The sequence below is a fragment of the Janthinobacterium sp. DSP2-3-3 genome (assembly GCF_049897325.1).
In the GTDB taxonomy this organism is placed as follows: Bacteria; Pseudomonadota; Gammaproteobacteria; order Burkholderiales; family Burkholderiaceae_D; genus Janthinobacterium.
Window position 1 is genome coordinate 201,264 of sequence record NZ_JAFCWA010000001.1, and the last position, 23,155, is coordinate 224,418.

22 protein-coding genes and 4 tRNA genes are annotated in these 23,155 nt (G+C 62.8%); 7 read left to right on the forward strand and 19 right to left on the reverse strand.

Annotated features, from left to right (window positions below; translation table 11 throughout):
* Nucleotides 1-3: 3 nt before the first annotated feature.
* Together ACP7DE_RS01075 and ACP7DE_RS01080 are read left to right on the forward strand one after the other, a co-directional pair.
* Nucleotides 4-810: a DUF6624 domain-containing protein gene (locus ACP7DE_RS01075; protein ID WP_426070348.1), complete on the forward strand. Its 807-nt coding sequence runs from the start codon at nucleotides 4-6 to the stop codon at nucleotides 808-810.
* A gap of 196 nt (nucleotides 811-1,006) precedes the next feature.
* Nucleotides 1,007-1,513: an AAA family ATPase gene (locus ACP7DE_RS01080; RefSeq protein WP_426070349.1), complete on the forward strand. Its 507-nt coding sequence runs from the start codon at nucleotides 1,007-1,009 to the stop codon at nucleotides 1,511-1,513.
* Here the strand turns inward: ACP7DE_RS01080 and ACP7DE_RS01085 are convergent.
* Both ACP7DE_RS01085 and ACP7DE_RS01090 read right to left on the reverse strand, forming a co-directional pair.
* A complete protein-coding gene (locus tag ACP7DE_RS01085) occupies nucleotides 1,510-2,655 on the reverse strand; it encodes an alpha-hydroxy acid oxidase (protein ID WP_426070350.1) in 1,146 nt (381 codons plus the stop codon). The genes ACP7DE_RS01080 and ACP7DE_RS01085 overlap by 4 nt on opposite strands.
* Nucleotides 2,656-2,749: 94 nt before the next feature.
* Nucleotides 2,750-3,721 carry a phytanoyl-CoA dioxygenase family protein gene (locus ACP7DE_RS01090; RefSeq protein ID WP_426070351.1) on the reverse strand — a complete coding sequence of 324 codons (972 nt, stop codon included), beginning with the start codon at nucleotides 3,719-3,721 and terminating at the stop codon, nucleotides 2,750-2,752.
* 115 nt (nucleotides 3,722-3,836) lie between these two features.
* On the opposite strand from ACP7DE_RS01090, the gene ACP7DE_RS01095 reads away from it, so the two are divergent.
* Nucleotides 3,837-4,712, forward strand: coding sequence for a helix-turn-helix domain-containing protein (locus ACP7DE_RS01095; protein WP_426070352.1), 876 nt, complete (start codon nucleotides 3,837-3,839; stop codon nucleotides 4,710-4,712).
* 55 nt (nucleotides 4,713-4,767) lie between these two features.
* On the opposite strand, the gene ACP7DE_RS01100 is transcribed toward ACP7DE_RS01095, so the two are convergent.
* From ACP7DE_RS01100 to ACP7DE_RS01115, 4 genes are all read right to left on the reverse strand, one after another.
* Nucleotides 4,768-4,844, reverse strand: a tRNA-Arg gene (locus ACP7DE_RS01100).
* 162 nt (nucleotides 4,845-5,006) lie between these two features.
* Nucleotides 5,007-5,083 (reverse strand) — tRNA-Arg (locus ACP7DE_RS01105).
* 78 nt (nucleotides 5,084-5,161) lie between these two features.
* Nucleotides 5,162-5,238: transfer RNA gene (locus ACP7DE_RS01110), tRNA-Arg, on the reverse strand.
* A gap of 82 nt (nucleotides 5,239-5,320) precedes the next feature.
* Nucleotides 5,321-5,397: transfer RNA gene (locus tag ACP7DE_RS01115), tRNA-Arg, on the reverse strand.
* A gap of 425 nt (nucleotides 5,398-5,822) precedes the next feature.
* Between ACP7DE_RS01115 and ACP7DE_RS01120 the strand changes: the two genes are divergently transcribed.
* The gene (locus tag ACP7DE_RS01120) at nucleotides 5,823-8,312 is read left to right on the forward strand and encodes an ATP-binding protein (RefSeq protein ID WP_426070353.1); all 2,490 of its coding nucleotides are present in this window, start codon (nucleotides 5,823-5,825) and stop codon (nucleotides 8,310-8,312) included.
* A 300-nt stretch (nucleotides 8,313-8,612) separates the two neighbouring features.
* Nucleotides 8,613-9,596, forward strand: coding sequence for a diguanylate cyclase domain-containing protein (locus ACP7DE_RS01125; RefSeq protein WP_426070354.1), 984 nt, complete (start codon nucleotides 8,613-8,615; stop codon nucleotides 9,594-9,596).
* A gap of 75 nt (nucleotides 9,597-9,671) precedes the next feature.
* Here the strand turns inward: ACP7DE_RS01125 and ACP7DE_RS01130 are convergent, their stop codons facing one another.
* Nucleotides 9,672-10,067 carry a hypothetical protein gene (locus ACP7DE_RS01130; RefSeq protein WP_426070355.1) on the reverse strand — a complete coding sequence of 132 codons (396 nt, stop codon included), beginning with the start codon at nucleotides 10,065-10,067 and terminating at the stop codon, nucleotides 9,672-9,674.
* A gap of 310 nt (nucleotides 10,068-10,377) precedes the next feature.
* Here ACP7DE_RS01130 and ACP7DE_RS01135 point away from each other — a divergent pair, with 310 nt between their 5' ends.
* Nucleotides 10,378-11,091, forward strand: a complete 714-nt coding sequence (locus tag ACP7DE_RS01135; protein WP_426070356.1) for a sensor histidine kinase — start codon at nucleotides 10,378-10,380, stop codon at nucleotides 11,089-11,091.
* Between the two features lie 76 nt (nucleotides 11,092-11,167).
* Nucleotides 11,168-11,683, forward strand: coding sequence for a DUF6265 family protein (locus ACP7DE_RS01140; protein WP_426070357.1), 516 nt, complete (start codon nucleotides 11,168-11,170; stop codon nucleotides 11,681-11,683).
* 56 nt (nucleotides 11,684-11,739) lie between these two features.
* Here the strand turns inward: ACP7DE_RS01140 and ACP7DE_RS01145 are convergent, their stop codons facing one another.
* The 12 genes from ACP7DE_RS01145 to ACP7DE_RS01200 all read right to left on the reverse strand — a co-directional run bounded on the left by ACP7DE_RS01145 (nucleotide 11,740) and on the right by ACP7DE_RS01200 (nucleotide 23,121).
* Nucleotides 11,740-13,038 carry an NAD(P)/FAD-dependent oxidoreductase gene (locus ACP7DE_RS01145; protein WP_426070358.1) on the reverse strand — a complete coding sequence of 433 codons (1,299 nt, stop codon included), beginning with the start codon at nucleotides 13,036-13,038 and terminating at the stop codon, nucleotides 11,740-11,742.
* A 15-nt stretch (nucleotides 13,039-13,053) separates the two neighbouring features.
* Nucleotides 13,054-13,578 (reverse strand): hypothetical protein, encoded by a 525-nt coding sequence (locus ACP7DE_RS01150; protein WP_426070359.1) that lies wholly within the window; start codon nucleotides 13,576-13,578, stop codon nucleotides 13,054-13,056.
* A gap of 92 nt (nucleotides 13,579-13,670) precedes the next feature.
* Nucleotides 13,671-14,438 carry a transporter gene (locus tag ACP7DE_RS01155; protein ID WP_426070360.1) on the reverse strand — a complete coding sequence of 256 codons (768 nt, stop codon included), beginning with the start codon at nucleotides 14,436-14,438 and terminating at the stop codon, nucleotides 13,671-13,673.
* 77 nt (nucleotides 14,439-14,515) lie between these two features.
* A complete protein-coding gene (locus ACP7DE_RS01160) occupies nucleotides 14,516-16,171 on the reverse strand; it encodes a methyl-accepting chemotaxis protein (RefSeq protein WP_426070361.1) in 1,656 nt (551 codons plus the stop codon).
* Between the two features lie 184 nt (nucleotides 16,172-16,355).
* Nucleotides 16,356-17,738 (reverse strand): multicopper oxidase family protein, encoded by a 1,383-nt coding sequence (locus ACP7DE_RS01165; protein ID WP_426070865.1) that lies wholly within the window; start codon nucleotides 17,736-17,738, stop codon nucleotides 16,356-16,358.
* A gap of 2 nt (nucleotides 17,739-17,740) precedes the next feature.
* The gene (locus ACP7DE_RS01170) at nucleotides 17,741-19,099 is read right to left on the reverse strand and encodes a TolC family protein (RefSeq protein WP_426070362.1); all 1,359 of its coding nucleotides are present in this window, start codon (nucleotides 19,097-19,099) and stop codon (nucleotides 17,741-17,743) included.
* 1 nt (nucleotide 19,100) lies between these two features.
* The gene (locus ACP7DE_RS01175; RefSeq protein WP_426070363.1) at nucleotides 19,101-19,451 is read right to left on the reverse strand and encodes a hypothetical protein; all 351 of its coding nucleotides are present in this window, start codon (nucleotides 19,449-19,451) and stop codon (nucleotides 19,101-19,103) included.
* Nucleotides 19,452-19,552: 101 nt separating this feature from the next.
* On the reverse strand, nucleotides 19,553-19,975 hold the full coding sequence (locus ACP7DE_RS01180) for a hypothetical protein (RefSeq protein ID WP_426070364.1): 423 nt from the start codon (nucleotides 19,973-19,975) through the stop codon (nucleotides 19,553-19,555).
* A gap of 45 nt (nucleotides 19,976-20,020) precedes the next feature.
* Nucleotides 20,021-20,548, reverse strand: coding sequence for a hypothetical protein (locus ACP7DE_RS01185; protein WP_426070365.1), 528 nt, complete (start codon nucleotides 20,546-20,548; stop codon nucleotides 20,021-20,023).
* Nucleotides 20,548-20,691: a DUF2474 domain-containing protein gene (locus tag ACP7DE_RS01190; protein WP_426070366.1), complete on the reverse strand. Its 144-nt coding sequence runs from the start codon at nucleotides 20,689-20,691 to the stop codon at nucleotides 20,548-20,550. The genes ACP7DE_RS01185 and ACP7DE_RS01190 overlap by 1 nt, the downstream gene beginning before the upstream one ends.
* A complete protein-coding gene (cydB, locus tag ACP7DE_RS01195) occupies nucleotides 20,691-21,698 on the reverse strand; it encodes a cytochrome d ubiquinol oxidase subunit II (protein ID WP_426070367.1) in 1,008 nt (335 codons plus the stop codon). The genes ACP7DE_RS01190 and cydB overlap by 1 nt, the downstream gene beginning before the upstream one ends.
* On the reverse strand, nucleotides 21,688-23,121 hold the full coding sequence (locus ACP7DE_RS01200) for a cytochrome ubiquinol oxidase subunit I (protein ID WP_426070368.1): 1,434 nt from the start codon (nucleotides 23,119-23,121) through the stop codon (nucleotides 21,688-21,690). The genes cydB and ACP7DE_RS01200 overlap by 11 nt, the downstream gene beginning before the upstream one ends.
* Nucleotides 23,122-23,155 lie beyond the last annotated feature (34 nt).

The window sequence follows — 23,155 nt, forward strand, 5'->3', positions numbered from 1 at the left end:
CCCATGCCACGCCTGACCTTCGCCATCCTGCTGTGCTGGAGCGTCCATGCGGGCGCCTTCGAACTGCGCGGCGCCATCCGCAGCAACGGCCCACCGTTGCCGCCAGCCATCACCATCGTTGCCGAGCGCATGCACGGCGAGCCGCAAATACATGGCACGGTCGAGAATGGCCGCTACCGCATTGATGTACCAGAAGGCGCCACACTGGCACTGCTCCTGCAATCGCCCGACTGGGAAGCGGAACCCAAGCTCATCTTCAGCGCAGCCACGGCGGGCGCGCTGGACTTCCTGCTGTATCCGACGGCAGTGCCCGAAGCGACGCTGGCAGCCGAATTGCGGACCATGGAACAGGAAGACCAAGCACTGCGCGCGGGATTCCCGCCAACGGGGCCGGACCTGGCCACACGCCAGCGCATGCTGGCCACGGATGGCGCACGCGAGCAACGCTTGCAGCAAATCATCGCTAGCAAGGGCTGGCCCACGCAAACAATGGTGGGCTACAAGGCAGCGGGCAGCGCCTGGCTGATTGCCCAGCACGGCTCGGAACATTTTCTGAGAAGCAGCGTGCCGCTGATGCGCGCAGCAGCGGCACGGGGAGAGATCACGCCATCGAAGCTGGCACTGGCGATCGACCGCGACCTGTGTAACGACAATCAGCCGCAGCTGTACGGCAGCCAGTTCCGCACGGATAGCACCGGCAAGACGGTCCCCTTCCCCATCCACGATCCGCAGCGGCTGGATCAGCGCCGCGCCAGCATGGGACTCGAACCCTATACACAATACCGGCAGTTATTCGAACAGGACAATTGACAACGCCATCGGCCGCATGGCATCCCTGTCCCATGCAATCGCCATTCCCGCCCCTGCCATCGATTATTGCCGCCATTCCAACGATGGTGGCTTAGCAAGAGTGTGATTGCCAAAGCCGCCTGCAAGGCGGCTTTGGTATGCTACAACTGGTCAAGACGTCTCGCAGGCTATGTTTCCCCCATCTGAGCGAGCGACCATGTTTTCTACTTCCAGCACCAACGACTCCCCCATCATGCACCTGGTGTGCCGCAAGATCGCGTCCGGAAAATCCACCTTAAGCGTCCGGCTAGCCAGCGCGGCGCAGACCGTGCACATCAGCGAAGACAGCTTGCTGGCGCAGCTGTATCCGGGCCAGATCGCCAGCCTGGCCGACTACGTGGCATGCGCGGCGCGGCTGCGCGCGGCCATCGCCCCCTTGTGCTTGCAGATGCTGCAGGCGGGCGCGTCCGTCGTGCTGGATTTTCCCGCAAATACGCCGGCCAGCCGCGCCTGGATGCGCGAACTGTTCCAGCAGGCGGGCACGCAGCACGTGCTGCATTACCTGGACGTGTCGGACGAGGAATGCAAGGCGCGCTCGCGCCAGCGCAATGCCAGCGGATTGCACCCGTTCTCCACCAGCGATGCTGATTTTGACGCCATCACGCGCCACTTCGTGCCGCCTTCAGCGGCCGAAGGTTTTCATGTCGTGCGCGTGGCCGCTTAAAACGTTCCCGGTAGCAGGATTTTTTTATCCACATGCTGCAAGTCGCGCAAGCCGCAAAAGGCCATCGTCAAGTCGAGTTCATTGCGGATGATGTCCAGGCAGCGCGTCACGCCCGGGCCGCCCATGGCGCCCAGGCCGTATAAAAATGGGCGGCCGATGTAGACGCCTTTCGCGCCCAGGGCCACGGCCTTGAGCACGTCCTGGCCCGAGCGAATGCCGCCATCCATGTGCACTTCGATCTGGCTGCCGACGGCGTCGACGATGGCAGGCAAGGCTTCGATCGACGATTGAGCGCCGTCGAGCTGGCGCCCGCCGTGGTTCGAGACGATCAGTGCGTCGGCGCCGCTGTTGACGGCCAGGCGCGCGTCTTCCGGGTCCATGATGCCTTTGATGATCAGCTTGCCGCCCCAGCGCTGCTTGATCCATTCCACGTCCGCCCACGACAGGCTCAGATCGAACTGCTGCTGCGTCCAGGCCGACAACGATGACATGTCGGAGACGGACGTGGCGTGGCCGACGATGTTGCCGAAGCCGCGCCGTTTCGTGCCCAGCATGCCCGCCACCCAGCGCGGCTTGGTGGCCATGTTGAGGATGTTGGGAATCGTCAATTTCGGCGGCGCCGACAGGCCGTTGCGCAAGTCCTTGTGGCGCTGGCCCAGCACTTGTAAATCCAGGGTCAGCACCAGCGCGCCGCATTTGGCCGCCTTGGCGCGGTCGATCAGGCGGTTGATGAATTCGCGGTCCTTCATCACGTACAGCTGGAACCAGAACGGTTTGCTCGTGTTCGCCGCCACGTCCTCGATCGAGCAAATGCTCATGGTCGACAGGGTGAACGGCACGCCGAAGCGCTCGGCGGCCTGGGCCGCGAGGATTTCACCATCCGCATGCTGCATGCCCGTCAAGCCCGTGGGCGAAAGGGCCACCGGCATCGACACGTGCTGGCCCACCATGGTCGAAGCCAGACTGCGGTTTTCCAGATTGACAGCCACGCGCTGGCGGAATTTGATTTTGGCAAAATCGCTGTTGTTGGCGCGGTACGTCGATTCCGTCCAGGAACCGGAGTCGGCGTAGTCGTAAAACATGCGCGGTACCCGTTTCTGGGCCAGCACGCGCAAGTCTTCGATGCAGGTGATGATACTCATGCGTTTCCTCGGTCGATGGCAAGTCGGACCATGATCGTGCATTTACCCGCAATTGTCTATCCGGCAGGCAATGCCACCGGATCTGGCACCACGCTTACCAGCCGCGCGCGCCGAGGATCTTCTCGCCCAGTTCGCTCAGGCGCGCTTGCGGATAACGCAGCTTTTCCTTTTCCTCGGGGTCGCCGGGAAATGCGTAGCCTTGCGGCGCGCTGCGTTCGCGCCAGCTTTGCACGCGCCAGTCGCGCAAGGCTAGCTTGTCTCCCTGCGCGGGCGTGAAGGATATGTATTGCGCCAAACGCACCTGGTCGGTGGAGGTGTTCGGACGGATGCCGTGCGCCAGCAGGCTGTTAAAGATCAACAACTCCCCTTTCTTCATGGCGATGAATTCCATCGGGTACGGCACCGTCGTCAGGTCCGGCTGCCACGGGTTGCGCTCCTTGGGCGCTTGTGCGCGCCATGCCAGCAAGTTGTTGAACAGTTCTGGATAACATTGAAAACCGCCGCTCTCGGACGAAGTGTCGGACAGGGCCAGCACGCCTTGCACATTGACGGGTAGCGGGTCGAGCGTGGTATCGGCATCCCAGTGGATGAAGCCGCCAAACTTGCGCTTGCCCTTGTTCGGCGTGTTCAGGTTGGCGCGGTCAATGGTCACCCACAGGTCTACACGGTCCCAGATATCGACAAAGGCGTCAACCACGCGCTGCGTCTGGCGGTTATCCCACAGGGTCTGGTGGTGATAGGCCTCGACCATGCCGGAACCGTTGAGTTCCTGCATGGCGTGCTCGCGCAGCTGGTCCCGGTTCCAGGTGGCGGGGTCGTTCTGGTCGAGTCCCTGGAATTCCCACAGGAAATCTGTTGTGCGGCGCACCTGCTCGGGCGCCACCGCATCCTTGACGATCACGTAGCCGTAGGTTTGCCAGTGCAAGAAATCGCTGGCGGACAGCACGCGCAGCGGCAGCTGTTTTTGGATGTCGCGCAACTGGGTTTGTTCCGTGTAGGCCACGGACGGGTTGCCGGGACGGCCTTCGCCGTATTGCGGGTTGACATGCTGAACCTGGTTTTGCATCGCTGTCTCCTGTGTTGGTGTGAGACAGATTGTGCAATGGCACGGGCAGCTGAAATGCGCGCCGAGCGGCTAATACTGATACTATCCTGACTATTCGCACCCTCAAAACGTCATAATGACGCCTTTATTCGAACAAGTCACGATACCCGCCGGCCACTCCTGGGGCTTGCTGTGGCGCGAACTCGATACCATTCCCTTCATCTGGCATTACCACCCGCAGTTCGAGCTGACCCTGACGGTGAATGCCCGGGGACAACGCTACATCGGCGACCACTTGGGCGATTTCGAACCGGGCGACCTGGTATTGTTGGGGCCGAATTTGCCGCACACGTGGTCGGCCAGCGAGCGCATCGACAGCGCGCAGCCCATGCTGGCCGTCGTCGTGTGGTTTTCGCTGGAGTGGCTGGAACAACTGGCGGCCTGTTTTCCCGAATTGCACGGCTTGCGGCAACTGGCGGCCCGCGCGGGGCCGGCCCTGCACTTTTCGTCGGCAACGAGCGCGCGCAGCGCGGCCAAACTGCTGCAATTGCAGGCCCTGCCCGCGCCGCAACGCCTGCCGCTGCTACTCGACGTGCTGCTGGACCTGGCGGGCGATGGAGCCGCCCAACCGCTGGCCTCGGAAGCGCTGGCGCCGATGCATGCCGATGCGCAGCAACAGCGAATGAAGGTCGTATTCGATTTCATGCACGCACATTTCCGGGAAGAGATTGCACTGGAGACGTTGGCGCAGCGGGCGGCCCTGTCGCTGGGCGCCTTCCACCGCTGTTTCAAGCGCCACGCGCATTGCACGCCGGGCGAGTACCTGGCGCGGCTGCGCATCGGCCGCGCCTGCCAACAGCTGATCGAAAGCAACCTGGCCATCGCCGTCATCGCGCAAGAGGCGGGTTACCGCAACCTGGCGCATTTCAACCGCCAGTTCCGCGCCGCCAGGCAAGTCACGCCGCGCGCATTTCGCCTGCAATACCGGCGCGGCGCCACAGGTGCAGCGTAAAACCATTCGGAAACGAAAAAGGGGATCAGATTTTACAATCTGACCCCCAATATTCTGGTGCGGCTGGCAGGAATTGAACCCACGACCCCTTGGTTCGTAGCCAAGTACTCTATCCAACTGAGCTACAGCCGCCTAAGACAAGATTATAGCAGGGCTTTGCAGAATGGCAAAGGGCGTGGTGCGGATATTTCACAATTGCCCAGGCCACCAGCATGGCCCCTGCCCCACCTGCCGTCAGGACGAAAAAAAACCCGGAAAGTGAACTTTCCGGGTTTTTTTCACTACTGCTGATACTGGTGCGGCTGGCAGGAATTGAACCCACGACCCCTTGGTTCGTAGCCAAGTACTCTATCCAGCTGAGCTACAGCCGCAAACTTTGACACACTTCGCCGGACGGCGCGAAGCTTGAAACTTTCATCAAAACGAAGCGAACTCCGTTCCGGTAATACTGGTGCGGCTGGCAGGAATTGAACCCACGACCCCTTGGTTCGTAGCCAAGTACTCTATCCAGCTGAGCTACAGCCGCAAAACTTCTACAACAGCTCCAATACGGCATGGAGGCAAAACTTTTTACAACAAAACCAGTCAAAGTCTGATTTTTAGTATTCTGGTGCGGCTGGCAGGAATTGAACCCACGACCCCTTGGTTCGTAGCCAAGTACTCTATCCAGCTGAGCTACAGCCGCGCAGGCAAACATTATAGCGTATTCATTTCGCTTTGAAAAGTTCGATTTTTCAATCGCTTAGCTGATTTTGCAGAATACCGCCCCGCACCACCAAGCCTCTTTTCACTGCCGAAAAGCCTACGCCTTTCATCGTTGGACAGACTTGCTTTCACAGTGCCGTCCAGCGCATCGAGAAGTTGCTGTCTCGAAAGAAGCGGGATTATAGGGACTGCCTTCCCGCCTGTCCAGTGCTATCTGCAGGCGGCACGCAAGCGTGCGGTGGCGGCGCGCCGCTTGGGGCTACAATACCAGCCAGACAGGGGCGCTTGTGCCTCCTCTCATGCATGACGGCAGGCGGTGCCATCATGCCCCACTAACTGAGCTTAGCGATGGCGGCCCGACGGGGCAACAGCCTGTGCGGCAGACTCACCGTTGCAGGATTTCCGATGGCTAAGCATGACCGCAAGCAAGATCTGCTACCCCCATCAGCGCCGCTGAGCCTGTCAGACGAGCGCGTGGCCAACTTACTGGAAAACATTACCGACGGCTTTTGCCTGCTCGACCACGACTGGACTATCCGCTACATCAATACGCGCGGTGCCGACATGCTCGCGCCGCAGCGTCCGCCCGGCAGCCAGCTGGCAGGCAACAGCCTGTGGCAAGCCTGCCCCGGCTTGCAGGGCACGCAACTGGAAGAGCCGTACCGGCGCGCCATGGCGCAGCAGCACAGCGGCAGTTTCGAGTTGCTGTATCGGCCACTGGGCCGCTGGCTGGAAGTGCGCATCTTCCCGTCCAGCGAAGGCTTGACCACATATATCCAGGACATCAGCCAGCGCAAGGCGGCCGAGGAAAGCTTGCGCCAGAGCGAGGAAAACTTGCGCGCGCTGGCCAATTCCCTCCCGCAACTGGCCTGGATCGCCAGCTTCGACGGCACCATTGCCTGGTACAACCAGCGCTGGCACGACTACACGGGCACCCGCGCGGAACAGATGGCGGGCGAGGGCTGGAGCATCGCCTATGACGCGCGGCACCTGACACCCATGCTGCAAGGCTGGAAGGCCGCCCTGCGCGATGGCACGCCCTTCGAAATGGAATTTCCCATCCGCGGCGCCGACGGCCAGTACCGCTGGTTCCTGACGCGCGCCAACCCCGTGCGCGACCGGGATGGCCAGCTGCTGCGCTGGCTTGGCACGAGCACCGACGTCGACCAGGTCAAGCACGCGCAGGAAGCCTTGCGCGACGAGACGCGCGTACTGGAATTGCTCAATAACACGGGCACGGCCCTGGCCGGCACGCTCGACTTGCCGGCCCTGCTGCAGGAAACCGTCGATGCGGCCACGCGCATCAGCGGCGCGCGCTTCGGCGCCTTTTATTATGACCATGCGGGTGATATCCACGACAACCCGGGCGCCCTGCCCACGGCACGCGCCGTCAACGGCATCAGCCTGCACCAGGCCGATGCCATTGCCGTGGAACTGCGCCAGGGACCGGCCATGCGCCAGAACGACTTGCTGACCGTGCCCGACGCCAGCGCCGACGGCGCGCCGCCGCTGCGCAGTTGCCTGAGCCTGCCCGTCAGCTCGCGCTCGGGTCTGTTGCTGGGGCGCTTGCTGCTGGGCCATCCGCAGACGGGCATGTTCGACGCGCGCAGCGAACGCATCGTCTCGGCCATTACGGCCCAGGCCGCCATCGCGCTCGACAATACACGCTTGTACGCAGCCGCCACGCGTGCCGCCGACGAGCGCAAGGTGCTGCTCGACAGCGAACGCGAGGCGCGCGCCGAGGCCGAGCACACGAATCAGCTGAAAGATGATTTTCTCGCTACCCTGTCGCACGAACTGCGCACGCCGCTGTCGGCCATCCTGGGCTGGGCCCAGGTGCTGCGGCGCGGCACGCGGGACCAGGCCGACCTGCACCGTGGCCTGCAAAGCATCGAACGCAATGCGCGCGCGCAGGCGCAACTGATCGAAGACTTGCTCGACATGAGCCGCATTACCTCCGACAAGGTGCTGCTCGACCTGCAAACCCTCGCGCCCGCCAGCGTCATTGCCTCGGCCATCGAAACCCTGCGCCCGGCGGCCGACGCCAAGCACATCGCCATCCACAGCAGCATCGCCAGCGATGCGGGCAACATCACGGCCGACCCCGGCCGTATCCAGCAAGTGATCTGGAACCTGCTGTCGAATGCCCTGAAGTTCACGCCGCAAGGGGGACGGGTCGATATCGGCGTGCGCCGCGAGACCACCCGTCTGGCCATCACGGTGGCCGACAACGGCGTGGGCATCAAGAAAGACTTCCTGCCCCACGTATTCGACCGCTTCCGTCAGGCCGACGCCTCCACCACGCGTCGGCATGGCGGCCTGGGGCTGGGGCTGGCGATCGTCAAGCACCTGGTCGAGCAGCATGGCGGCACGGTCACGGCCAGCAGCGCCGGCGACATGCAAGGTGCCAGTTTCACCGTGCGCCTGCCCCTGGACACGCCGGCCGCTGCCGCGCGCCAGCCGGACAGCACCCCGTCCGTCCGCCCTGACTTGCGCGGCGTCAGGGTGTTGCTGGTCGATGACGAGGCCGATGCGCGCGAACTGACGGCACGCATCCTGCGCGACAACCACGCCGAAGTGCATGGCGCCGCCAGCGTGGCGCAAGCGCTGCAACTGCTGGAGCAGCTGCAGCCCCACGTGCTGGTCAGCGACATCGGCATGCCCGATGCCGACGGTTTCGACTTGCTGGCGCACATCCGCGCGCACGCTTCCCCGGATGCCGCCCGGCTGCCCGCGCTGGCGTTGACGGCGTTTGCGCACCCGCAGGATCGCCAGCGGGCGCTGGCCAGCGGCTTCCAGGCCTGGGTCTCGAAACCGCTGGACCCGGCCGAATTGGTGGCGGCCGTGGCGCAACTTGCCGCGACGCGCATCATCGCCCCGCCCTTAAAAAGATAATGCAAAGAAATACATAGTGCAGAATAAAATGACTATTTTTGTGGGTTGGCCTTCCTACTTGCAGACGCGGCACTGTCCTACAAGCAACTAAGCTGAAGTTTGCTACACTGAAATGCAGAAGCGCACCTGCACGGCAGGCAGGAAACAGGCAGCCTTGGCTGCCATCAGTGGCAGAAGCGAGTTCAAGCGCTGTTGTGCGCCCTATCTTGTTGCAAGGCGCTACTATATTTCCCACCGCCGTCAGCCGATCATCAGCGGTAGAAGCCAGCGTTGCATAGACCGTATTAACCGAGACCCTACATGCCCAGCCAAGATGAGATTTTGAAAGCCAAAATTTTGGTCGTCGACGATTCGCCCGACAATGTCGACCTGATGCTGGAAATCCTGCGCGATGCCGGCTATACCAATGTCACGGCCACCATGCGTCCGGCTCAGGTCTGCCCTCTGCACCGGGAACATTGCTACGACTTGATTTTGCTGGATCTGCAAATGCCAGAGCTGAACGGCTTCCAGGTCATGAAAGGCTTGAAGGAAATCGAGCATGGCGGCTACCTGCCCGTGCTGGCCCTGACGGCACAACCGAGTTTCAAGATCGCCGCCCTGGAAGCGGGTGCGCGCGACTTCATCAGCAAACCGTTCGACCTGATGGAAGTGCACAAACGCATCCACAACATGCTGGAAGTGCGCCTGCTGTACAAGGAACTGGCGCAATACAGCAAGCAGCAGCAGGAACTGGCGCTGCACGACCCCCTGACGGGTCTGCCGAACCGGCGCCTGCTGGAAGACCGCATCGAGCATACCCTGTTGCAATCGGCCCGCAGCCGCGGCAAGTCGGCCATCTTGTACCTGGACCTGGACGGTTTCAAGGCCATTAACGACAGTTACGGCCATGGCTATGGCGATGACATCCTGAAAATGGTGGCGGCCCGACTGGTGGGCGCGTCGCGCAAGGAAGATACGGTGGCGCGCATCGGCGGCGACGAATTCGTCATCGTGCTGGGCAACCTGGCCGGCAAGGGCGACGCGCGCGAACCGGCCGCCAAGCTGATTGAAGTCATTTCAGAACCGTATTTCATCAATGACCTGACCTTGCGCCTGTCGACCAGCATCGGTATCGCCATCTACCCGGACGACGCCAGTACTGTCGAGTCCCTGCTGGGTGCGGCCGACACGGCCCTGTATGAAGCCAAGCGCGCCGGCAAGAACCGCTTTTGCTGCTCCCCCCACGAAGTTATCGTGTCACAGGTGAGTATGCAGAAAAGCAGCATCCCCTCGATCGCTTGAATGATGACTGCGCGCGGCGCGTAAAAAAACCGGCAAGCCATCACGGCCAGCCGGTTTTTTTATTGTAGCAACACTTTATTTCTTGCCTGCCGTCACTTCATGCTGGCCCGCATGCTGGTGGTCCGTTTGCGCATTCACGGTGTCCGGCGCCACTTCGATGCGCGTGATGCCGGCATCGACGGAAATCGGGTCGCTGGCGGGGAAGGTCATTTCCACGGCGTCGTCGAGCAGCTCTTCCTTGGCCCGCTCTTCGCCGCTCATGCCCTCTTCATCGGCCAGGATGGCCAGCGCACTGGCCCATTTGACGAAATTGAGGTTGGACAGTTCGCGCACGGTGTTCACGCCAAACGCTTGCTGCAAGGCCTTGGCATCCTTGGCGCTGACGCCGCGCAGGGCGCTGATGGGGGCATTGACGATGTCGCGGAAGCTTTTGTCGGCATATTCCTGGTCGACGATGGTATCGATATTCATGGCATGTCCTTTCGTTTCGGTAAGCGGGCCGGTGCTGCACCCTGCGCCGCATGGCGGCTGTGCTGCATGGGGAGAATGCATGACCCCACTATGGCAGCGCGCGGCGCCCCGGTATGTGCGCAGCCGTACGTAACGACAGGAACGGTGCCCCCTGGCGCAAACGATAATCTTGCCTAGTATATAAAAATGATGGAAGGAGATCAAAATTGCCGAAAAGACAGAAATTTTTCATCCATGCGCCCTGCGATGAAATCCTCATGTATGATCCACCACTTGAATTTGGTCCACCTTTCACCATTCACGGGGCGCTATGTCCGCACAAATAGATCCGAACAAGGAAACGGCCCAGGCCGATGCGGAACGCGCCGCCGATCTCAGCGAGTTGCTCGGTCATGTCAACACCAGTTGGGACAATGAACGGCGCGCCCTGTCGCGCCAGTTGCACGACAGCCTGGGCTCCTCGCTGACGGCACTGACCATGCACTTGTCGCTGCTGACGCAAAAAATGCCGCAGGAAGCGGCCTTGCTCGACCGTGCGGCGACCATGAAGCAATTGCTGTTGAATGTCATTGAAACCAATCGGCAAATGCAGATGAAACTGTGGAACGACAAGCTGGAATTTCTCGGCGTGAATGTGGCGCTGGGTGAACTGGCCGCGCAATTTGCCGAACAGCACAAGATCACCGTGCGCTGCAGCTTGCCCGAAGATGAACTGATTTGCCCGCGCAACGTGGGCGTGGCCCTGCTGCGCACCCTGGAAGAAGCGCTCAGCAACATCGCCACGCACGCCCATGCCACGCAGGTGGACATCATCATCGACGACAATGACGAAGCACTGATGATGACCGTCAAGGATAACGGCGGCGGCTTGCCAGCCAGCGAACCCGTCGAAATGAGCAAGCACGGCCTGCGCTCCGTGCGCGAGCGCGTCCACTACCTGGGCGGCAGCCTGAGTCTGACGGCCAACCCGCCAGGCGGCACCGCCCTGACCGTCGTCTTGCCGCGCATAAATCCGAAAGAATAGTCCTTACCAGCAGTACCAAGCCAGAACACCGCCGGAGCACCCTGCCCCGCCGAACGATTCGACGACAGGAGACCTCATGCAACGACTCATCCCCACCCTGCTGGCAGCGCTGCTGGCCATGGGCGCCGCCCAGGCCGCCGCGAGAACCGTGCCGCCGCCGGAAACGGTGGACAAGCTGGCCTGGCTGGCCGGCTGCTGGAATGTCGATGGCGCCGAACCAGGTTCCGGAGAGCAATGGAGCACGGCCGCCGGCGGCACCCTCCTCGGCACCAGCCGCACCGTCAAGGGCGGCAAGACGACAGCCTTTGAATTCGTGCAAATCCGCCTCACCGAGCCGGGCCAGCTGGCCTACATCGTGCAGCCGTCGGGCCAGCCACCCGTGATCTTCAATCTGCTGCGCCAGGACAAGCCGAATGAATTCATCTTTGCCAACCTGGACAATGACTTCCCCAGCCGCATCATCTACCGCCACGACAGCGAACGCATCTTGCATGCAAGCATCACCGGCACCATGAAAGGCAAGCTCACCACCATCGATTTCCCCATGACGCGGGGCCGTTGCGAAGCGGCGCCCCTCGCGCGCAGCAAATAAAAAGGGGCCGCAAGGCCCCTTGTTTGATCCGCCGCAAAGCGCTTGGTGCCGCTTGATCAATGCAGCTTGACCTGGGGCGAGCTGCGCTTGATCAGGAAGCGGCCCATGGCCATAACGGCCGTGCGCACGCTGCCCAGCACGGCGTTGTGGTGCATCAGGTGCAGGCTGACGTACATCATGCGGGCCACGAAGCCTTCCACGAACCAGCTCAGGCCCTTCAGGGAACCCATCAGGGTGCCGACCGAGGTGGTGCGGCCAAACGACACGAGCGAACCGTAGTCCAGATACTCGTACGGCCTGGTTTGCTGCGGCTTGCCCTTGGCTTGCAGCAGGAACGTTTTCAGCAGGTAATCGGCTTGCTGGTGGGCAGCCTGGGCGCGCGGCGGCACCAGCTTGCCGTCCGGCCCCATGCAGGCGGCGCAATCGCCCAGCGCGAAAATGTTCGCATGGCCCTGCACATTGAGCATGCCCGTCACTTCCAGCTGGCCGGCGCGGTTGGTCGGCAAACCCAAAGTCGACAGGAACTCCGGCGCGCGAATGCCGGCGGCCCACACGCAGATGTCGGCCGCATAGCTGGTACCGCTGGCCACCGTCACCTTGTCCGCTTCGATCGTGGTGACGCGCGTATCGGTCACCACGGTGATGCCATGCTTGTGCAGCAGTTTCGAGGCGGCAATGGAGACGCGCTCGGGCAGCGGCGCCAGAATGCGCGGCGCCCCTTCGAGCAGGGTGATGCGCACATCCTTGATGGCGTTGAGATTCTGGAAACCGTACGCGGCATACACGCCGCTCGCTTCGCGCAATTCGGCCGCCAGCTCCACGCCCGTGGCGCCGCCACCAATGATGACGATGTCGACACCGGGATGACCCGCATCGCCCTGGCGCTGCTCGGCCATGGCCAGCAGTTTCAACAGCGTCAAGCGGAAACGTTCGGCGTCTTCCGTGGCATTCAGGGAAATCGTGTTTTCCTTGGCACCGGGCACGCCGAAGTAATTCGAGGTGCTGCCCACGGCCAGCACCAGCTGGTCGTAGTGGATGTGCCGTTGCGGCAGCAATTGCTCATCCTTGTCGGTGGCGATGGCGCCCACGGTGAGGCTGTTCGAGGCCGCGTCGAGCGCGATCAAAGGGCCATAGACATAGGTAAAACCATTGTCATGCGCCAGCATCTGGTACGACAGGCCCTCTTGATGAATGTCCAGGGTGCCGGCCGCCACCTCATGCAGCGACGGCTTCCAGATATGGTACAAGCGGCTGTCGACCAGGGTCACCTGACCGGCGCCGAGCTTGCGGCTGAGTTTGCAGGCCAGCTCCAAGCCGCCTGCACCGCCACCTACGATAACGATTTTACTATGCAATGATCCTCCTGCTTGTTAATCCCTGTGCCCGTTGCCATTGCCATGGCCTTTGCCTGGCTTGTTGTCATGCTTGTTGTCATGCTTGTCGCGCTTGTCATCACGCTTCTCATCCCGCTTGTCGCGCTTGTCATCATGCTTGTCAAAGTGCTTGTCGTGCTTGTTGTCATAACGGCCGCGGTCGCCGTAATCGGGACGGTCATGCTCGCCATGCTGCTGACGGTAACGGGGTGCATATTGGTTGTTATACCAGCTATCCTGGACAAAATAGACTTCTTGGTTACAGGCATTATACTTGCGGCAGTGCTTGGACCAGTGTTTCGCATGGCCGGGTGGCACGCGCAAATAGATGGGGCGGGCTGAATAGTATTGCGGACGCTGCACGATGACAGGCTGGGCATAGATCAATTGCGGCGCAGGATAGTCGCCCACGTCGATGCGTCCGTAAAAGCCGGGCTGGCCGATGCTGACCGATACGCCGACCTGGGCAACAGCGGCAGTGGCGGCAGACAGCAAGACAGCGGCGAGAATGAGGGTTTTCATGGGGCACTCCTTTTATAGGTTATGCGTGGATTGTAGACCTTGTGCGCCAGCTAGTTTGTTCGCAAGGACACATAAGGAAAGCCGTGGCAAACTCACCACAGCTTGCCCAAAGGCACGACCAGGCCGCTGAACAGGGACCAGTCCGGCGACGCCGCCGTCAAGCCGCGCGCCATGCCGACATCGATGGTCAGCCGTGGCGTGGGACTGTAAGTGGCCGCCAGCAGCAACTGCGTCGTGGCCGCTGCGCCGCGCAAACGCGTGCCCGATACTTCCGCCGTGGCGCCCCAGCGGTCGCTGACGGGCATGGAAAAGGAGGCCGCCCAGCCCGTTTGTACCCTGCCCGTGCCAGGATCGGAGGCCCCCAGGCGCGTGGCGTTCAAATTGGCATCCACGTGCACGGCGCCCAGGTCGCGGCTGACAATGCCGTTCAGCGTGACATCGCTCTTGCCGCTGCCGATGGCATCCTTGGCTGTCGGCAACTTCCAACCGATTTCCAGACCCAGCGCTGTGGCACTGTCGAGGACAAAGGCACGTTTGAGCACGACCGTCGTGTCGCCCACGCCCGTCTCGCGCCGGCCCGTTTCATCGCGCGTGCGCACAAAACCCTCGCCTTCGAGCAGCACGCCCCATTCGGGCGTGAACGCCAGTTTAAACGTGTATGGCAGGCTGGCGCGGCGCGTGTCGTCCGTTTTCGACAGCAGGCCACCGGCCTCGAATTCCAGCTGGCCCGGCACGGGCAGCTGGGCAGGACTGGCCACGGAAGGCCGGTAAGGCAGGACGGGATCAGCCTCCTGCGCCTGCGCCACTGGCGCCAGGGATAGCAGAGAGAAACACAGCAACGGCAAGCAAGGAGCAGTCATGGAGAACCCGGAAGTGGCACACGCGCAATACCAACAGCCTACCACCGCCGCGCCAACTACGCCCGAGCCAGCCGGGTTCAGGCCAGGCGCCGCACGCCCTGCCTGGCAGATACAGCAGGCCGACGCAGCGGCGTGACATTACTGGCTGGCGCCACGGCCAGCTGTTGCGCCTGGGCATGCAGGCGGAACACGCCCACCAGTTCCGTCAAGGTCTGCGCCTGATCTTGCAGCGATTCGGCGGCAGCCGCCGCCTCCTCCACCAGGGCCGCGTTCTGCTGCGTCACCTGGTCCATTTGCAGCACGGCCTGGTTGACTTGCTCGATGCCGGCGCTCTGCTCGGCGCTGGCGGCCGTGATTTCCTGCATGATGTCGGCCACCTGGCGTACGCTGGCGACCACTTCGTCCATCGTCTTGCCCGCGTCATGCACGAGTTTGGAACCGATTTCCACTTGCTCGACGGAGTCGCCGATCAGGGTCTTGATTTCCTTGGCAGCACTGGCAGAGCGCTGTGCCAGGTTGCGCACTTCGGATGCCACGACGGCAAATCCGCGCCCCTCCTCGCCCGCCCTGGCCGCTTCCACGGCCGCGTTCAATGCCAAAATGTTGGTCTGGAAGGCGATGCTGTCGATGACGCTGATGATGTCGACGATCTTGCGCGAGGACGCATTGATCGATTCCATCGTCTGCACCACTTGCCCCACCACGGCGCCGCCCTTGCCGGCCACCTCGGAGGCGGCGCCGGCCAGCGCATTGGCCTGGCGCGCATTGTCCGCGTTCTGGCGCACGGCCGACGTCAGCTGCTCCATTGACGACGCCGTTTCTTCCAGCGAACTGGCCTGCTCTTCCGTGCGCGACGACAAATCCAGGTTGCCCTGGGCGATTTCGCCCGATGCCGTGTTGATGGTGTCCGTGCCCGAACGCACCTGGCTGACGATGCCCACCAGCTTGTCGCGCATGGTTTTCATGGCGAACAGCAAGCTGGCGCTGTCGTGGCTGGCCGTGCGAATATCCACGGTGAGGTCGCCCTCGGCGATGGCGCCGGCGATCTTGACGGCATACGCCGGTTCGCCGCCCAACTGGCGCGTCAAGCCGCGCGTGATCAGCGCCCCCAGCGCCAAGCCAGCCGCCACGCTGCCCAGCACCAGCGCGATCATGAAGCTGCGGCTGGCCTGATACACGCCGGACGCCTGCTCGGCAGCCGCCTTGGCGCGCTCTTCTTTTTGCAGCGAGAGTTTATCCAGCACACCATCGAGTTCGTCGGCATGCTGGCGCGTCTTGTTGAGCAGTTCGACCAATTGCGCGCTGCGCTGGGCCAGCGGCTCGCCCGCGGCCAAGGTCAGCGCCTGCTGCATGGTGGCAACGTACTCGGCTTCGACAGCGGCAAAGCGGGCAAACAGCTCCTTGGCCGCCGGCGTGACGAACAGCGGTTGCGCCTTGGAAAGGTAGCTTTTATTCAACTCGAGGAATTTGGCGATGTCGGCCTGGCGCGTGGCGCGTTCCTCGGCGGTCGTGGCCAACAAGAAATTGCTGCGCGCGCGGCCCACCTTGATCAAGGCGATATTGGCTTCCTTGATGTACGACAAGCCCAGCAATTCATAGTTGTACATCTGCCCCGCCATGGTATCGATCTTGCCCATGTTGAAGATGCCGATGCCGGCCACGATGGCCCCCATTAGCGCGACAGAGAAAAAAGCCGCCAGCAAGCGCGTTCCCACCTTCATCCGGTTCAACATGATTTCTCCCCTAGACTGGCCGATACTCGATGCAACTGGAGCGTACTGGCTTGAATATAAAGAAAAAACACGGGAAAAAATGCTCGGATTGTCACCGAACAATAATTCCTTGATGTGGAACAACATGCAAAACGACTTGCCATGCTAGGCAAGCCGTTGCGATGCTCAGCACCAATAAACCGTCTTAATGCCCGCTGTGGCCGGCCGGCTTACGCACCGTCATTTCCACGCCAGCCTTGGCCGCCGGTTTGCCCTTGCCCTGGCCGCGCACAGGTTCCGGCAAGGCGCCCGTCCATTCATAGGCAACGCTGCCGGCCGGGTGCTTGTACCAGCCCGGGTCGCGGTAGTCGCCCGGTTTCTGGTCCTTGCGCACCTTCACCGTGGTAAACATGCCGCCCATGCCGATGGCGCCGAAAGGGCCGTCGCCGGCCATCATCGGCAAGGTGTTGTCGGGGATCGGCATCTGCATCTCGCCCATGTCGGCCATGCCCCGTTCGCCCATCACCATGTAGCCGGGCACAAGCTGGTTGATCTTTGCGGCCACACCCTGGTGGTCGACGCCGATCATGGTGGGCACGTCATGCCCCATGGCATTCATCGTGTGATGCGACTTGTGGCAGTGGAAAGCCCAGTCGCCCAGGTCGGTGGCGGTGAACTCCACGGCGCGCATCTGCCCCACGGCCACGTCCGTGGTGACCTCGGGCCAGCGCGATTCCGGGCGCGTCCAGCCGCCATCCGTGCCCGTCACCTCGAATTCATGGCCATGCATGTGGATCGGGTGGTTCGTCATGGTCAGATTGCCCACCCGCACGCGCACCTTGTCGCCCTGGCGCACGACCATCGGATCGATGCCGGGGAAGACGCGGCTGTTGAAGGTGAACAAATTAAAATCCGTCATGGTCATGATCTTCGGCGTGTAGCTGCCGGGATCGATGTCGTAGTTGCTCAGCAAGAAGACGAAATCGCGGTCCACCTTCATGAAATTCGGGTCTTTCGGGTGCGTCACCCAAAAACCCATCATGCCCATGGCCATCTGCGTCATTTCATCGGCATGCGGGTGGTACATGAAGGTGCCGGGCCGCTTGGCCACGAATTCATACACGAAGGTCTTGCCGGGAGGAATGCCCGGCTGGGTCAGGCCCGTGACGCCATCCATGCCATTGGGCAAGCGCTGTCCATGCCAGTGCACGCTGGTGTGTTCCGGCAACTTGTTCGTCACGAAAATGCGCACCCGGTCGCCCTCCACCACTTCGATGGTGGGACCGGGCGACTGGCCGTTGTAACCCCACAGGTTGGCTTGCATGCCGGGCGCCAGTTCGCGCACGACAGGTTCGGCCACCAGGTGGAATTCCTTGACGTTGTTGTTCATGCGCCAAGGCAAGGACCAGCCATTCAGGGTGACGACAGGGTTGAATGGCCGCCCGTTCGGCGGCGGTGGCGGCGCCTTGGTGTCCGCGCCGGCCATGCTGACGGCTTCGGGCAACGATGCCGCGCCGACGCGGCTGACTGCCGCCGCGCTCAGGGCGACAGCGCCCGCATTCATGAAAAAATTTCTACGTGTAATCATCATTATTCCTTGTCGGCAGGGCCGCTGCCATTGATGGCCGATTGCAATGCTGTTTGGGCGATCCAAAAATCGCGCTGGGTCTCGATGGCGCTGTTCACGCTGGCAACCTGCTCGCGCGCGTCAGCCAGCAGCTCGAACACGCTGGCCAGCATACCGTTGTAACGCAGCAATACTTCATGCGAGATCGTCTTGCGCAGCGGCACGACTTCATCGCGGTAGTGGCGCGCCAGGTCATACGCCGTGCGGTAGCTGGAATACGCCTCGCGCACTTCGGAGCGTGCCCGCACCGCCGTGCCCGCCGTGCGCTGCAGCGATTGCTCATACAAGGCTTGCGCCTTGGTATTGCGCGCCGCGCCCCAGTCGAACAGGGGCAATTCGAGAGACACCGCATAGCCGTTCTCGCGCGGCGCCTCGCTGCTGCTCTTGTTGGTATAACCCAAGTCGAGCACATTGATGAAACCCGTCACCTTCGCCAGGCCCAGCGCGTCGGCCGTGGCATGCGCGTCGAGTTTCGCTTTTTGCACGTCGAGGCGCTGCTCCATCGCCTGCGCCTCGATATTGCCCGCCTCAGCCGCCGTGGCCGGCAAGTCGGGCAGGCGCGGCGGTAAAGTAAAGGCCGTCTGCTTGCCCCACAGGCCCAGCAAGCGCGTCAGGTGCTCGCGCGTGGCAGTAACTTGATGGCGCGCACGCGCCAAGTCGCCGACAGCGTCCGCATAAAACACTTGCTGGCGCGCCTGGTCGAGGCGGCTCCAGTTGCCCGCCTGCTGCAAGCGCGTGGCCAGTTCGGCGCCCGCCTCGGCCGATACCAGCGCCCGCTGCATGAACGCTTCCGTTTGCACGGCGGCCACGGCATTGAAATACGCGCGGCGCGTGTCAGACGCCAGTTGCACGGCGCTGATGGCTGCCTGCAGCTTGGCTTGCTCGAAACGGCCCCGCTCGATGTTCACGCGCATCGGCATGGTCAGCAGGCCGGCCAGGTCGAAGCTGACGCCGCGGTCGATTTCATTGCCGTGGCTGCCATGCGAGCGGCCGAACGACAGGCCGGGATTGCGCAAGCGCCCCGCTTGCACCAGGTCCGCCTCGGACGCGCCCAGTTCGGCCAGCGCCACTTTCATGCCATGGTTATTCATCAGGGCGATGCGCACGGCGCTGTCGGCATCCAGGGGTTGAGCCAGCAAGGTAGCCAATTTTTCCTCGCCGCCCTTGTCCGCCAGCGCAGCGGGGGCACCCGTGCGGGCGTCGGCCAGCGCGGATACGGTCTGCATGCCGCCATCGGGGCTGAAGCTGGCGCAACCGCTGAGCAGCAAGACGGCGGCCAGCGCCAGCGGCGTCAGGCAGGTTGATTTTGTGAAACGGGCCATGTCAGTGTCCTTCATGCTGGTGTTGCTGGGCGGGCTGGGCGGGCTGGGCGGCCGGCTTGGGACTGGGCTTATCCGTTGGCATCTTGTGGCCATCCATCTTGTGGCCCTCCATCTTCATCATGTGGCCGCCGGCCTTGCCGACTTTCTCGTTGACGGCACGCCAGGTCTGATCGGGCGTGGCCTCGTCTTCGGCGGCGTGACGGTAGCCGGCGAAGGCGGAGCGGTAGGTGGTCGCCGGCACGGGCGCTTGCACGTCTTGCGGGGCGGATGGGGCTGGCGTCGATGCGGCCGGGCTGGCGGCACTGGCGGCCAGCGGCAGCACGGCCAGCGCGAGGCTGAACAGGTGTTTCATGGTATTCCTTGAAGGAAAGGGTATGGCGGGCTGGAACACTGGCGCAGCCGCTACGACGTGCAGGGACGCGGGACGGCGGCACCGCCAGGTTCAACGGGCGGTCAGACGGAGTGCGTGCTTCTCGGGGGACGTTCTGGTCCGGACGGGATATGCCCGGCGAACAGGGAATCGGGCGCCAGCACCGGTGGCGGCGCGCGCAAGGTCAAGGCGTGCAAGGCGGACATGCCGGGCGGCGCCGTGGCGCCCACCGTGCACGCGCCATGGTTGCTGCAATCGTGGCCATGGTGCGTGGCGCCGCCATCGTCCATGGCCATGTTCATCTGCACCGGCTGGTCCGCCATTTGCATGTCGGCCATATCGTGGCACTGGGGTGCATCCATTGCTACAGCGGTGACGGTGACCGCTACCGCCAGCTCGTCCACGCAGCAGCTGCGCATGGCCGACGCAAAGCCCTGCAAGGGCAGCGTGACGGCCAGCAGCCAGAGCAGCGAGCGGGCGAGAAAGCGGAAAAAGGCACGGTTCATGACTGCACTATAAACCTTCCCACACAAGGAAGGTCAAGTCCCTATTCAAGCTCGCCGGCCGTGCGTCAGCCAGATGACGTACACGCCGTAATAGCCCTGCCCGTCGAACAGGACCTGACCATAGTCAAACGACACTTGCTGCACTTCATTGACGGTGAAATAGGCGCGGTCGTCGGCCGCCTCCACATCGCCCCAGTGGCGCGCACGCGGTGGCCGGTAGCCGCTGGCCCGCCCGATGGCGGCCAACAAGTCGCCGATCATGAAGTCGACCAACATCCCGGCCAACAGCGGCCGGTGGCCCGCCAGCATGGCCGTGATGTCCGGGTAGCCCGCTTCCTTGAGTTCGGGCAAGTCGCTTTCCTCGTACTGCAGGTCGTCTTCGCGGCAAGTCTGCAGGAAACTGTTGAAGGATGCGTCGAGCAGGCCCGCCAGCGCCGCTTCCGGCACGCTCAGGCGGAACGGGTGCAGCGGCAGCGCGCTGCGCTGGCCGTAGTTGAGTTCGCGGCAGCCAAGGAAGGCCAGCGGGTGCAACTGGCGACCGACCTCGCAGCGGATACCGGATACCTGCGCCATCAACTGCCCATCCCCGCCGCCCGCATCAACAGGCGCATCACCCACGCCGCCAAGCCCAGGGTGGCCACGCTCACCAGCCAGAGGCCGGCCATCCAGGCCAGTCGTTTCCACCATGCTTGTTGTCCCTGTTCAAATTGTTTCATCAGTGATATCCATCTTCCGGCCGGACTTTGCCACGAAACACATAATATGACCACACCGTATACATCAGGATGACGGGAATGATGAACAGCGCCCCCACCAGCGTAAAGCCCTGGCTTTGCGGCGGCGACGAGGCGTCCCATATCGAGACCGATGGCGGGATGATATGCGGCCACACGCTGATGCCCAGGCCCGTATAGCCGAGGAAGACGAGCGCCAAGGTGCACAGGAACGGCGCCACCTGCCGCCCCTGCCTCAGGGACCGCAGCAGCAGCCAGCCCGCGCCCAGCACCAGCAGCGGCACGGGCAGGAACCCCACAAGTTGTGGTAGCGCAAACCAGCGCGCGGCGATGGCCGGATCGACCAGCGGCGTCCACACGCTGATGACGGCGATCACGCCCAACAGCAGCCACACGAGCACGCGCGTGATGCGGCAAGCGCGCGCCTGCAGGCTGCCCTGCGTCTTCATGATCAACCAGGTGCTGCCCAGCAAGGCATACGCCACCACCAGCCCCGCGCCCGTGAACAGCGAGAACGGCGTGAGCCAGTCCAGCGCGCCGCCCGCATAGCTGCGGCCCTCCACCGGCATGCCCTGGATGTAGGCGCCCAAAGTCACGCCCTGGAAAAAGGCGGCCGCCACCGAGCCGCAGATAAATGCCTTGTCCCACACATGGCGCTCGTGCTCGCGCGCCTTGAAGCGGAATTCGAAGGCCACGCCGCGGAAGATCAGGCCCATCAACATGAAACTGAGCGGCAGATAGCAGGCGCTCAGCACCACCGAATAGGCAAGCGGAAAGGCGGCCAGCATGCCGGCGCCGCCCAGCACCAGCCAGGTTTCATTGCCATCCCAGACGGGCGCGACCGTATTCATCATCACGTCGCGCTCGCCCTTTTCCTGGAAAAACGGATACAGGATGCCGAGGCCCAGGTCGAAGCCATCCATCACCACGTACATCATGATGCTGAACAAAATAATGATGGCCCAAATCAATGGCAGATCAATGCCCATGCGAATATCCTCCTTGCGCTTGTTCTTCAAGATGCGCGGCCGAGATGGGCCGCGCGGGTGTGCGTTCCTGGCCCGGCCCGCCATGCTCGACGCGCTCGCCCTCGTGCGGCTGCGGCCCCACGCGGATCAAACGCAGCAGGTAGCCGATGCCCGTGCCGAAGACGGCAAAATAAATGACGATGAACAACACCAGAGTGATGCCCAGCTGCGTGGCGCCATGCGCTGAGACGGCGTCTTCGGTGCGCAGCAAGCCGTACACGGTCCACGGCTGGCGGCCGATCTCGGTGGTGTACCAGCCGGCCAGCATGGCCAGCAAGCCGCTCGGCCCCATCCACAGGGCGCAGCGCAAGAAGAGGCGCGAACGCCACAGGGTGCCGCGCCAGCGCAGCCACGCGCCCCAGATGCCCAGCGCGATCATCAGCATGCCCAGTCCCGCCATGATGCGGAAGGACCAGAACACGACGGGAGAATTGGGCCGGTCGCGCGGAGCGAATTCCTTCAGGGCGGGAATCGTGCCATTCCAGTCGTGCGCCAGGATCAGGCCGCCCAGGCGGGGGATTTCCACCTTGTACAGGGTTTCCTCGCGCTGCATGTCGGGCCAGCCGAACAGGATCAGCGGCGTGCCCTCGTTGCCCGTGTTTTCCCAGTGGCCTTCCATGGCAGCCAGCTTGGCCGGCTGGTGCTCCAGGGTATTCAAGCCATGCAGGTCGCCGATCACGGCCTGGATGGGCGCGACGATCAGCAGCATGGACAAGCCCATGCTCATCATCTTGCGAAGCGCCGCATTGTCATTGCCGCGCAGCAAATGCCAGGCGGCCGACGCCACCACCAGCAGGGCCGTGGCGAGGAAGGCGGCCACGCTCATGTGCAGCAAGCGGTACGGGAAGGAGGGGTTGAAGATGACGGCCAGCCAGTCCACAGGCACGATCCTCCCGTCGACGATTTCATGGCCTTGCGGCGTCTGCATCCAGCTGTTCGAGGCAATGATCCAGGTGGCCGAGATCAGTGTGCCCAGCGCCACCATGGCGGTGGCTAACATGTGCAGGCCGGGTCCCACGCGGTGCCAGCCGAACAGCATCACGCCGAGAAAACCCGCTTCCAGGAAAAAGGCCGTCAGCACTTCATACGCCAGCAGCGGCCCCGTGATGCTGCCCGCGTAATCGGAAAAGAAACTCCAGTTGGTGCCGAACTGGTAAGCCATGACGAGGCCGGAAACGACGCCCATGCCGAAGTTGACGGCGAAAATCTTCGACCAGAAGTGGTACAGGTCGCGGTACACATCGTCGCGCGTGCGCAGCCACACCGCCTCCAGCACCGTCAGGTAACTGGCCAGGCCGATGGTGATCGCAGGAAAAATGATGTGGAATGAGATGGTGAAGCCGAACTGGACGCGTGCCAGTTCCAGTGCCGTAAGCCCTAACATGTGTTGCCTTCCCGACGTGTGACGTCTGTTTTAC

What these genes read in the sequence shown, in the direction of transcription:
- ACP7DE_RS01075 (WP_426070348.1), top strand. Translation starts at nt 4, where the DNA reads ATGCCACGCCTGACCTTCGCCATCCTGCTGTGCTGGAGCGTCCATGCG.
- ACP7DE_RS01080 (WP_426070349.1), top strand. Translation starts at nt 1,007, where the DNA reads ATGTTTTCTACTTCCAGCACCAACGACTCCCCCATCATGCACCTGGTG.
- ACP7DE_RS01085 (WP_426070350.1), bottom strand. Translation starts at nt 2,655, where the DNA reads ATGAGTATCATCACCTGCATCGAAGACTTGCGCGTGCTGGCCCAGAAA.
- ACP7DE_RS01090 (WP_426070351.1), bottom strand. Translation starts at nt 3,721, where the DNA reads ATGCAAAACCAGGTTCAGCATGTCAACCCGCAATACGGCGAAGGCCGT.
- ACP7DE_RS01095 (WP_426070352.1), top strand. Translation starts at nt 3,837, where the DNA reads ATGACGCCTTTATTCGAACAAGTCACGATACCCGCCGGCCACTCCTGG.
- ACP7DE_RS01120 (WP_426070353.1), top strand. Translation starts at nt 5,823, where the DNA reads ATGGCTAAGCATGACCGCAAGCAAGATCTGCTACCCCCATCAGCGCCG.
- ACP7DE_RS01125 (WP_426070354.1), top strand. Translation starts at nt 8,613, where the DNA reads ATGCCCAGCCAAGATGAGATTTTGAAAGCCAAAATTTTGGTCGTCGAC.
- ACP7DE_RS01130 (WP_426070355.1), bottom strand. Translation starts at nt 10,067, where the DNA reads ATGAATATCGATACCATCGTCGACCAGGAATATGCCGACAAAAGCTTC.
- ACP7DE_RS01135 (WP_426070356.1), top strand. Translation starts at nt 10,378, where the DNA reads ATGTCCGCACAAATAGATCCGAACAAGGAAACGGCCCAGGCCGATGCG.
- ACP7DE_RS01140 (WP_426070357.1), top strand. Translation starts at nt 11,168, where the DNA reads ATGCAACGACTCATCCCCACCCTGCTGGCAGCGCTGCTGGCCATGGGC.
- ACP7DE_RS01150 (WP_426070359.1), bottom strand. Translation starts at nt 13,578, where the DNA reads ATGAAAACCCTCATTCTCGCCGCTGTCTTGCTGTCTGCCGCCACTGCC.
- ACP7DE_RS01155 (WP_426070360.1), bottom strand. Translation starts at nt 14,438, where the DNA reads ATGACTGCTCCTTGCTTGCCGTTGCTGTGTTTCTCTCTGCTATCCCTG.
- ACP7DE_RS01160 (WP_426070361.1), bottom strand. Translation starts at nt 16,171, where the DNA reads ATGTTGAACCGGATGAAGGTGGGAACGCGCTTGCTGGCGGCTTTTTTC.
- ACP7DE_RS01165 (WP_426070865.1), bottom strand. Translation starts at nt 17,738, where the DNA reads ATGATTACACGTAGAAATTTTTTCATGAATGCGGGCGCTGTCGCCCTG.
- ACP7DE_RS01170 (WP_426070362.1), bottom strand. Translation starts at nt 19,099, where the DNA reads ATGGCCCGTTTCACAAAATCAACCTGCCTGACGCCGCTGGCGCTGGCC.
- ACP7DE_RS01175 (WP_426070363.1), bottom strand. Translation starts at nt 19,451, where the DNA reads ATGAAACACCTGTTCAGCCTCGCGCTGGCCGTGCTGCCGCTGGCCGCC.
- ACP7DE_RS01180 (WP_426070364.1), bottom strand. Translation starts at nt 19,975, where the DNA reads ATGAACCGTGCCTTTTTCCGCTTTCTCGCCCGCTCGCTGCTCTGGCTG.
- ACP7DE_RS01185 (WP_426070365.1), bottom strand. Translation starts at nt 20,548, where the DNA reads ATGGCGCAGGTATCCGGTATCCGCTGCGAGGTCGGTCGCCAGTTGCAC.
- ACP7DE_RS01190 (WP_426070366.1), bottom strand. Translation starts at nt 20,691, where the DNA reads ATGAAACAATTTGAACAGGGACAACAAGCATGGTGGAAACGACTGGCC.
- cydB (WP_426070367.1), bottom strand. Translation starts at nt 21,698, where the DNA reads ATGGGCATTGATCTGCCATTGATTTGGGCCATCATTATTTTGTTCAGC.
- ACP7DE_RS01200 (WP_426070368.1), bottom strand. Translation starts at nt 23,121, where the DNA reads ATGTTAGGGCTTACGGCACTGGAACTGGCACGCGTCCAGTTCGGCTTC.